At 75.2% G+C, this 10,185-nt stretch carries 5 protein-coding genes; 4 read left to right on the top strand and 1 reads right to left on the bottom strand.

Annotated elements, in window-relative coordinates; translation table 11 throughout:
• The first annotated feature begins 20 nt into the window (after window positions 1–20).
• Window positions 21–278, top strand: a complete 258-nt coding sequence (locus tag FNX44_RS05145) for a LysR family transcriptional regulator substrate-binding protein (protein ID WP_143646748.1) — start codon at window positions 21–23, stop codon at window positions 276–278.
• A gap of 15 nt (window positions 279–293) precedes the next feature.
• Here the strand turns inward: FNX44_RS05145 and FNX44_RS05140 are convergent, their stop codons facing one another.
• Complete coding sequence (locus tag FNX44_RS05140; protein ID WP_143646747.1) at window positions 294–1,331, bottom strand: aspartate-semialdehyde dehydrogenase; 1,038 nt, start codon at window positions 1,329–1,331, stop codon at window positions 294–296.
• Between the two features lie 594 nt (window positions 1,332–1,925).
• Here FNX44_RS05140 and FNX44_RS05135 point away from each other — a divergent pair.
• From FNX44_RS05135 to FNX44_RS05125, 3 genes are read left to right on the top strand one after another with little or no spacing between them, the layout of a single operon-like run.
• Window positions 1,926–3,623 (top strand): condensation domain-containing protein, encoded by a 1,698-nt coding sequence (locus tag FNX44_RS05135; protein ID WP_143646746.1) that lies wholly within the window; start codon window positions 1,926–1,928, stop codon window positions 3,621–3,623.
• Window positions 3,613–5,490, top strand: a complete 1,878-nt coding sequence (locus FNX44_RS05130; RefSeq protein WP_143646745.1) for an amino acid adenylation domain-containing protein — start codon at window positions 3,613–3,615, stop codon at window positions 5,488–5,490. The genes FNX44_RS05135 and FNX44_RS05130 overlap by 11 nt, the downstream gene beginning before the upstream one ends.
• Window positions 5,487–10,184: a type I polyketide synthase gene (locus FNX44_RS05125; protein WP_143646744.1), complete on the top strand. Its 4,698-nt coding sequence runs from the start codon at window positions 5,487–5,489 to the stop codon at window positions 10,182–10,184. Before FNX44_RS05130 ends, FNX44_RS05125 begins: the two co-directional genes overlap by 4 nt.
• The last annotated feature ends 1 nt before the right edge of the window (window position 10,185 follow it).

Raw genomic sequence — 10,185 nt, 5'->3', positions numbered from 1 at the left:
CGCCGAGCCAGTAGTTCCACATACGCGCCGAGTTCGGCACGGTGGAGTCGATCAAGCGCGGGGTGGCGACCGGGCTCGGAGTCAGTGTGCTGCCCGCGGTGGCGGTGGCCGACGCGGTCGAGTCGGGGGTGCTGGTCGTCCTGGGCTGGCGGCCGCCGTTCGAGGCGCACACGCAGATCGCCTGGCGCCGCGGCCGGCGGGTGAGCCGGGAGATGCGGGCCTTCATCGACCAGACCGCGCGGGTCGTCGCCCAGGACCGGCTGAGCCTGGCCAGCTGACCGCCCCGGAGCCGCTCACAGGGCCCGACGGGCGACCAACTCCTCCAGCACCTGTACGGCGTTGAGGGCCACGCCGCACCGCAGCCCGTCGGCGACCAACCAGAGCCAGAAGCCCGTCGGATCGTGGCCCGGCACCCGGATGCGCCCGATGTGGACCTGGTCCGGGTCGCCGAGCGTCAGCGGGGTGGGGGCGTGGGCGGCGGGCCCGTCGTGGACGGTGACGCCGGACAGCGAGCGCAGCAGGGCGACCAGCTCCGCGCGGTCCACCGGGCGTCCGCACTCCACCCAGACCGTCGCGCAGTGGGCGTGCGCGACGGGCACCCGTACACAGGTGGTGGTGAGGTCGAGGTCGGGGCGCCGCAGCACGCGCCGGCACTCGTGCCGCATCGCGCGCTCCCGCTCGGTGAAGCCGTCCTCGTCGAGCGCGTCGTCCGAGCACGGCAGCACGTTGAAGGCCAGGGCGGGGGCGAACGCCTCCGTCGGCAGGACGGCATGCGGATCCTGGAGGCTGAGCCGGCTGCCCTCCTGCAGTTCCTCCACGCCCAGGTGGCCGGCGCCGGAGGCCGGCTGGTAGCTGCTGACCACCACGCGGTGCACCGGCCAGCGTGCCGCGACCGCGTCGACGACCCGCACCAGCGGCACGGTGCCGGCGTCCGGTGTGGCGACCACCGGCGGACGGGCGCCGCAGAGCGCGCCGTTGACCTGCGGCACGACCAGCGGCACGGTTTTGTCCTGCCGGAAAGCCGGGGTGCAGTCGATGACGAGCGCGCCCGCCGCCACCGCCGGGGGCACCCACTTCCGGCTGACCTCCGCACCCGCGGCGAAGAACGCCACGTCGGTGTCGGCGAAGTCGAAGTCCGCGAGGTCGTGCACCCGGTGGTCGCGACCGGCCGCGCGGATCTGGCGGCCGGCGGAGCGCGCGGAGGCCACCAGACGCAGGTCGCGGTGACGCGGTGCGCGCTCCTCGAAAAGCTCCAGCAGGGTGCCGCCGACGGCGCCGGTCGCGCCCACGACGGTCACCCTCGGGGCGGCGGAGTCGTCGACCGTGGTCATCTGTGCGCCGATCTCTCGGAGCGGGCCGGAGTGCCGTCCGTGCGGCGGGGGAGCGCCGTTCGGCCGACAGGGAAACGATCAGTCTTCGGGTGCCGGGCTGGCAAGACGGCCTGGGCGCGTGTTGTCGATGGCGGGAATCGGAGGGGCCGATCCACAGCACGTCGGCCATCGGTTTCTTCGATGGCCCGAATCAACAACCGCCGCCGGGCAACCGTTGACCCCGCTTCCTTCCGTGGCCAACGCTGTTGGCGGTCTGTGATCGGCCGACCACTCACACGTTCGGGGGACGACGACATGCGACAGACGGTCAGAGCTGAGGCACACGGAACAACGCCGCCGTCCGGGCCGCGCCCCGACGGGCCGCCCGCCACGGCCGACTGAGCCCACCGCGCGCCGCCCGCCCGGCGCCCACTCGCCCGCCGGCCCTTTACCGAAACCACCCGTACGCGGCATTCCAGGGACTCACGTTGACACATGACAGTGACATGGTCACGGACCGTCGGGTCCGCCATCCCGTCGAGCGCGGGGCTCGCCCCGTCCGCGCCCGCTCGGCCACGCTCGGCGTGCTTCGCCGGAAGGGACGGTGAGGCGCGGATGAGCGCCGCGGGCCTGGTGGAGGAGGTCCTCACGGACCTCTGGGCGACGCTGCTCGACGCCGGCGAACCGCACTCCGGCGCGGACTTCGCCGCGCTCGGCGGCGGGCCGGAGACGGCACGGCGGCTGTGCGAGCTGCTGGACGAGGAACTGGCCGTCCGGGTCGATCCGGACCGACTGCTCGCCGCCCGCACCCTCGACGGCATGGCCGCCCTCGTCCGGACGGCCATGCGCGGCAGCCCCGCCACGGACGCCCGCGCGGCGGACGCGCCCCACGGCACCCCGCACGGGCCGGCCCCGCGCGGCGCGGCCGACGCACCCCGTCCGCGACCGCCCATGGACCGTCCCCCGCTGTCCTACGCCCAGCAGCGGCTGTGGTTCATGCAGCAGCTCGAACCGGACTCCACGCTCTACAACGTCCCCACCGCGCTCGACCTGCGCGGACCGCTGGATCGGGCGGCGCTGCGCCGGGCGCTGGACGCGGTGGTCGCCCGGCACGAGGTGCTGCGCACGACGTACGCGGCGCCCTCGGGCGTGCCGCACCAGGTCGTGAACCCGCCGGCGCCGGTGCCGCTGGCGTACAGCGACGTCGCGACCGCCGTGGATCCGGCCGCCGAGGCCCGGCGTCTGGCCGCGGCGGAAGCCGGCCGGATCTTCGACCTGGCCGCCGACGCCCCGCTGGCCGTCCGGCTGGTCCGACTGGCCGAGGACCGGCACCGGCTGCTCGCGACGTTCCACCACGTCGCCGTGGACGGCGTGGCCGTCGACGTGTTCTACCGGGAGCTCGGCGTCCTCTACGGCGGCGGACGACTACCCGAACCGCCGCTGCGCTACGCCGACTTCGCCGCCTGGCAGCGCGAGTGGCTGGACAAGGAGACCGTGGACGCGCTGGTGACGCACTGGCGCACGGTCCTCGGCGAGAACCCCAGGGCCCTGACCCTGCCGACCGACAGGCCACGACCAGCCGCCAAGAGCTTCCGGGGCGCGGTGGCCACCCGAGGCATCCGCCCCGAACTCGTCTCCACATCCCGGGAATTCGGCCGCCGCGAGCGGGCCAGCGGGAACATGACGCACCTCGCCGTGCTGTACGCGCTGCTCGCCGACTGGACGGGCGTGGGAGACATCACGGTCGGCGTCCCTGCGGCCGGCCGCAACCGGCCGGGCCTCGAGGAACTGGTCGGCTGCCTCATCAACATGGTGCCCGTCCGGGTCGCGACCGACGGCACCAGCGGCTTCCGCGGACTTCTGGGACGGGTGCGCCACGCGGTGCTCGACGCAGCCGAACACCAGGACCTGCCGTTCGACAAGCTCGTGGAGGCGCTGGTCGCCCGACGCGAACGCGACTTCATGCCGGTCTTCCGCGTGATGTTCAGCTACCTCGGACCGCGCACCCCGCCGGTCTTCCCCGGCCTCGACGAGTGCCGACTGGACCTGACCGGGCCGCAGGACACCGCCAAGTACGACATCAGCCTGTACGTCCGGGAGCGGGCGGACGGCGGCGTCACCCTGACGCTGGAGTACGACACCGACCTGTTCACGGCGGCCACCGCGCACGACCTGCTCGCCTCCTACGAGCGGGCGTTGGAGCGGCTGCCGGCGCTGCCCGACACCCCGCTCCCGGAGTTGGCGGTGGGAGCGCGCGTCCCGACGCCCGTCGGCGGCCCCACAGCGAGAGGAGTCAGCGACCGTGACCGTTGACGGAGGCAACGCGCCCCCCGGGCCGGCCGACCACCCCGGCACGTTGGACGCGTGGTTCGCGCGACAGGCCGCCGGGCGCGGCGACGCCGTGGCGGTGACCGGCCCCGACGGCCGGCTGACCTACCGCGAGCTGGACCGGCGCGCCAACCGGCTCGCCCACCGGCTGCGCTCCCTCGGAGTCGGCCCCGAGGTGCCGGTGGCCGTACGGGCCGCGCGGACGACCGGCCTGGTGACCGCGCTGCTCGCGGTGCTGAAGGCGGGCGGCGCCTATCTGCCGATGGACCCGGCGAGCCCGCGTGAGCGGCAGGAGTTCATGTGCGCCGACGCCGGTGCCCGGGTGCTCGTCACGGACTCGGCCACCGACCCGCTGGCCCCTGTCGCCCACACGGTCGTGACCGGGCTCGCCGACGACCTCGACGACCTGCCCGCCGACTCCCCGCCGCCCGCCGGCACCCGTCCCGCGAACCTCGCGTACGTCATCTACACCAGCGGTTCGACCGGCGTGCCCAAGGGCGTCATGGTCGAACACCGGCAGGTGACCGCGCTGCTCACCGGCGTCCGGGACCGCTTCGGCTTCGGCCCGGACGACGTCTGGTCCATGTTCGCCCCGGCCGCGTTCGACGTGTCCGTGTGGGAGATGTGGGGTGCGCTGCTGCACGGCGGGCGGCTGGTGCTCGTACCGGACGACGTGCGGCGTTCTCCGCAGGACTTCCACGCGCTGCTCGCCCGCGAGCGGGTCACCGTGCTCAACCAGACGCCGGCGGCGTTCCGCCAACTCGTCCGGCACGAGGAGGAGACCGCCGAACGCGGCGACGCTCCGGCCCGACTCGACCTGCGTCTTGTGGTGTTCGCCGGCGAGGCGCTGCCGCCGCAGACGCTCCGGCCGTGGATCGACCGGCACGGCGACGCCCGCCCGGTGCTCGTCAACATGTACGGCATCACCGAGACCACCGTGCACAGCACCTACCGGCGGATGACCGAGGCCGACCTGGCGCCCGGCGTCGGCAGCGTGATCGGTGAGGCGATCGGCGGCTGGACGATGCGGGTGCTCGACGCGCGGGGCCGTGCGGCGGCCGCCGGCACGCCGGGCGAGATCCACGTCGGCGGGGCCGGTGTGGCGCGCGGCTACCTCGGCCGGCCCGCGCTCACGGCCGAGCGCTTTGTTCCCGACCCGGACTCGCCGGTGCCCGGCGCCCGCCGCTACCGCTCGGGCGACAGCGCGCGCCGCACCGGCGACGGCGACCACGAGTACCTGGGCCGGCTCGACCACCAGGTCAAGATCCGGGGCCACCGGATCGAGCCGGGCGAGATCGAGAACGCGCTCACCCGGCACCCGGACGTCCGGGACGCGGTGGTGGTGACGGACCGGGACGCCGCCGGCGAACCGCGGCTCGTGGCGTACTGGGTGGCCGCCCCGGGCGGCGCCCCGCCCGGCCCCACCGAGCTGCGGGACCATCTGGGCCGTGGCCTCCCGCAGTACATGGTGCCGGCGGTGTTCGTGGCCCTGGACAGCCTGCCGCTGACCCTCAACGGCAAGGTCGACCGCCGGGCACTGCCCGCCCCGGAGGCACAACGTCCGGACCTGGACGCGGAGTTCGCCGAACCGAACACCCCCACCCAGAAGGCCCTGGCGGACGTCTGGGCCGACCTCCTCTCGGTGGACCGCGTCGGGCTGGACGACGACTTCTTCGAGCTGGGCGGCCACTCGATGCTCGCCACCCGGGCCGCCGCCGTCGCCGGCGAGCGGCTGGGCGTGCGGGTGACGCTGCGGATGCTCTTCGACCGACCGACGGTCCGGGAACTGGCAGAGGCGCTCGACGCCACGAGCGCGCCCCGGCACGACAACTCCGACAGGGGGGACGCATGACGCACGGGAGAGTGGGCGCGGCCGCCGGCCCGGAACCGACGCACGACCGGACCGAGGAGCCGCTGCCGGAGGAGGGTGTCGCCGTCATCGGGATGGCCGGCCGCTTCCCCGGCGCTTCGGACGTCGACGCGCTGTGGCGCATGGTCGTCGCCGGCGAGGTGGGCGCGACCGCCTACACCGACGAGGAACTGGCCGCGGCCGGTGTGCCCCGGCGGCTGATCGACGACCCGGCGACCGTGAAGTCCGGCTTCCCACTGGCGGATCACGACAGGTTCGACGCGGAGTTCTTCGGCATCACCCGCACCGAGGCCGAACTCATGGACCCCCAGCACCGGCTGCTGCTGGAGACGGCGTGGCAGGCGCTCGAGCGCGCCGGTCACCGACCGGACGCCGTCGGGGCCAGGACCGGGGTGTTCGCGGGCGTCGCCGGCAACGACTACCTGCGGGAACGCGCCGCGCCCGCGGCCGCAGGCGGCCGGGTCTCGGACGAGATCCAGCTGGCCGTCGGGAACGACCCGGGCATGCTCGCGCTGCGGATCTCTCACCGCCTCGGCCTCACCGGCCCCAGCCTCACCGTGCAGAGCGCCTGCTCCTCCTCGCTGGTGGCCGTGCACCTCGCGGTGCAGTCGCTGCTCGCCAGGGAGTCCGACATGGCACTCGCCGGAGGCGTCGCGGTGCGGGAGTTCGAACCGCGCGGCTACCGGCACGAGGAGGGCGCGATCCTTTCCGAGGACGGGCGCTGCCGGCCGTTCGACGCCGCCGCCACCGGCACCGTGTCGGGCGACGGAGTGGCGCTGGTCGTACTGAAGCGGCTCGCCGACGCCGTCGCCGACGGTGACCACGTGCACGCCGTCATCCGGGGCTCGGCCGTGAACAACGACGGCGGTGACAAGGTCGGCTTCACCGCGCCCTCGGAGCGCGGCCAGGCCGAGGTCGTCGCCGAGGCGCTGGCGGTGGCCGGCGTCGAACCGGACACCGTCCAGTACGTCGAGGCGCACGGCACCGCCACCCCGCTCGGCGACCCGATCGAAGTGCGCGCGCTGACCGAGGTGTTCGGCCCCGACCTGCCGGCGGGCTCGGTCCACCTGGGCTCGGTCAAGTCCAACGTGGGGCACCTGGACGCGGCGGCCGGCGTCACCGGCCTCGTCAAGGCGGTGCTCGCCCTCGAACACCGCCACCTCCCGCCGACCGCCCACTTCCGTGAGCCGAACCCCGAACTCGACCTCGACAAGGGGCCGTTCCGGGTGGACGCCACCGGCGTGCCGTGGCCGCCGACCGAGCGGGCCCCGAGGGCCGGGGTGAGTGCCTTCGGCATCGGCGGGACCAACGCGCACGTGGTGCTGGAGGCCGCCCCGTCGGTCGCCCCCGCCCCGTCCGAGGAGCCGGACTGGCAGGTGCTGCCGCTGTCCGCCCGCACCCCGCAGGACCTGGACGCCGCCGCCGGGCGACTGGCGGACGCGCTGGAGGCGGGCGTCGGCGCGTCGCTCGCGGACACCGCGCACACCCTGCAGGCCGGCCGCGCACCGCTCGCCCACCGCCGGACCGTCGTCGCCGCCGATCCGGCCTCGGCCGCCGCCGCGCTGCGCCGGTCGGCGGGCGGCGCGGACACCGGCGGCACGCCCGACGGCCCGGGCGCGCCCGACGTCGTCTTCCTCTTCCCCGGTCAGGGCGCCCAGTACCCCGGCATGGGCGCCGAACTGCACCGGGACGAACCGGCGTTCCGGGAGGCGTTCGACGCCTGCGCCGACGTCCTGCGACCACTGGTCGGCTGGGACCCGCGCGAGGTCGTGTTCACGGCGGCGGCGGACGACCCCGCCGCGCGGGAGCGGCTGAGCCGGACCGGATTCACCCAACCCGCCGTCTTCGCCGTCGACTACGCGCTGGCCCATCTGCTGATGTCGTGGGGGGTGCGGCCGGACGCCATGGGCGGTCACAGCCTCGGCGAGCTGGTGTCGGGCTGCCTCGCCGGCGTGTTCAGCCTGGAGGACGCCCTGCGTGTCGTGGCGCGGCGCGCCGAGCTGATGGCCGAGCTGCCGCCGGGGCGCATGCTGTCCGTGCTGCTCGACGAGGACTCGCTGACCAGCCTGCTGGACGGCCGGGAGGCGACTGTCGCCGCCGTCAACGCGCCCGGCTCCTGCGTGGTCGGCGGCACCGAGGAGGAGATCGCGGAGCTCCGCCGCGAACTCACCGCACGCGGCGTGTCGGTACGGGAACTCCAGACCTCGCACGCCTTCCACACCCGGCTTGTCGAACCGGCGCTGCCCGGCCTGGCGGAGGTGCTGCGCCCGCTACGGCTCCGGCGGCCGGAGATCCCCTTCCTCTCCAACGTCACCGGCACCTGGATCACCGACGAGCAGGCCACCGACCCGGAGTACTGGGTCGCCCACACCCGCCGACCGGTCCGCTTCGCCGACGGCGTCCGGACGCTGGCCCGCCGCGGACCCGCCGTCCTGGTGGAGGTCGGGCCGGGCAGCCAGCTCACCGGCCTGGTCCGCGCCCACGAGGGCGCGCGGCAGGCGGTGCCGCTGCTGCCCCGCACCGGCGGCACGGGTGACGCGCCGGCTGAGGGCCGCACGGCGCGGGAGGGTCTGGCGGCGCTGTGGCGCGGCGGAGTCGCGGTCGACTGGCCGGCGCTGCACCGGGGCGTCGCCCGCCGTCGTGTCCCGCTCCCGGCCTATCCGTTCGCCGGGCCGCGGCACATGCTTCCCCGGGCCGAGCCGGCCGGCGGCGTGGGCGTGCGACGCGACCCGGCCCGCTGGACCTACACCCCCGTGTGGCACCCCGCCCCGCCGCTCCGATCCGCCGGACAGGCCCTGAACGCGGCGCCGGGCGCCGCGCCCGAGGGCTGGCTGGTGCTGGCCGACGAGCGAGGCCTGGCCGACGGCGTGTCGCGGCTGCTGCGCGCGCACGGCCACCGGGTCGTCACCGTCCGGCGGGGCACGGCCTACGAGCGGACCGCCCAGGACCGCTTTGCCGTCGACCCCGCGAACTCCGGGGAGCTGCCGGCGGTGATCAGGGAACTCCGGAGCGAGGGATACGCGGTCGACCGGGTGCTGCACGCCTGGTCGGTTCTCGACCACGCGGCCCACGACGAGGCCGCGCCGGACCATGCCGCCGAGCGGTGCGCCCGGGCGCTGGACGCCGGCTTCCACACACTGGTGGAGCTTGCGCAGACGCTCGGCGAGACCGGCGAGGAGCGAGCGGTCCGCGTGGACGTCGTCACCGACCGCCTCCAGGACGCCCACGGCACCCCCGTATTGCGGCCCGAACGGGCCACCGTCCACGGCGCGGTGACCGTGCTGCCGCAGGAGTACGCCTGGCTCAGCTGCCGGGCCGTCGACGTCGACCTCGGGCCCGGCGTCGAACCGGCCGAGGTCGCGCGGCGGCTCGCCGCCGAGCTCGCCGGGCCGGGAGCGGAGCCGCTGGTCGCCCATCGCGGCGGGCAGCGGCTGCGGCGGGCGTTCGCGCCGGTCACACTGCCGCCCGCAGCCGGCGACGCCCGGGCGTGGCGCGAGGGCGCCGGGTACCTGGTGACCGGCGTGTCGGGCGAGGCGGGGCTGAGCTTCGCCGAGCACCTCGCGCGGATCGGCGCGCGCCTGCTGCTCGTCAGCGACCCGCCCGACACCACCACCGCCGACACGCCCGGGGACAGCGACACCGCGTCCACCCGGCGACACGCCGAACGGCTGCGTGCCCTGCTGGAGGCCCATCCCGACACCGTGTCCCACCGGGTCGCCGACCTCTGCGAACCGGACGAGGCACGGTCCGTCGTCGCGGAGGCGGCAGCGCTGCCAGGCGGACTGCGCGGCGTGTTGCACATGCCGCACACGCGCGGCTCCGGCCTGGTGGCGCTGAAGTCCCGGCGGGACTTCGAGGCGGTGCTCGCCGCCCGGGTGCGGGCGCTGCTCCTGCTGGAGGAACTGCTGGCGGAGGTACTGGCGGAGCGTCCGCTGGACTTCCTCCTGGTGGGCTCGGCCACCACCGGTGTGGTCGGCGGATTCGGACAGTCGGAGAACACCGCCGCGGCGGCGTTCGTCGACGCCCACGCCCACGCCGGCGCCGCCCGAGGCCGGCACGTCGTCGCCCTCGACGTCGCCCAGTGGGAGTGGGACGACTGGTTCGAGCAGCAGATGGCGGGTCTGCCCGAGGTGCGCGCGCTCTACGAACGCCTCCGTCACGAGCAGGGGGTCGCCACGGACGACGGCGTCACGCTGGCCCGCGCCGCGCTCGCCGCCGGCCTGCCTCAGGTCGTCGTCTCCCGCGCCGACTTCCAGGACGTGCTCGCCGACCAGGCGCAGCTCACCGCCGCTTCCTTCACCGACAATCTGCACGGCGACCGGGGGGACGACAACTGGGACCCGGCGACCGTGTGGCCGGACGACGAGGTCGCCCAGGCAGTGGCCCGGGTGTGGCGGGACATGCTCGGCGTGTCGCCGATCGGTCCGGACGACGACTTCTACGAACTCGGCGGCAACTCCCTCTTCGCCATCCAGATCGTGGGGCGGCTGAGACAGGAGTACGGGGACTTCCCGATGAGTGCCGTCTTCGAGGCGCCCACCGTGCCCGCGCTGGCCTCCGCCATCCGCGCCCACCAGGCGGAGGCGATCGGGCTCGACGAGTTCGAGGCGCTGCTGCGCGAGGTGGAGGGCCTGTCCGCCGACGAGGCCGAGGCCAAGCTGAGGGGTGAGGTGTGAC

The sequence above is a fragment of the Streptomyces alkaliterrae genome (assembly GCF_007097205.2).
Classification (GTDB): Bacteria; Actinomycetota; Actinomycetes; order Streptomycetales; family Streptomycetaceae; genus Streptomyces; species Streptomyces alkaliterrae.
The sequence above is the reverse complement of the archived record's forward strand: the minus strand, read 5'-3'. Positions and strand labels throughout refer to the sequence as shown.

Excerpts from the sequence above, each read along its gene's own strand:
- FNX44_RS05140 (WP_143646747.1), bottom strand. The coding sequence starts at position 1,331 with ATGACCACGGTCGACGACTCCGCCGCCCCGAGGGTGACCGTCGTGGGC.
- FNX44_RS05135 (WP_143646746.1), top strand. The coding sequence starts at position 1,926 with ATGAGCGCCGCGGGCCTGGTGGAGGAGGTCCTCACGGACCTCTGGGCG.
- FNX44_RS05125 (WP_143646744.1), top strand. The coding sequence starts at position 5,487 with ATGACGCACGGGAGAGTGGGCGCGGCCGCCGGCCCGGAACCGACGCAC.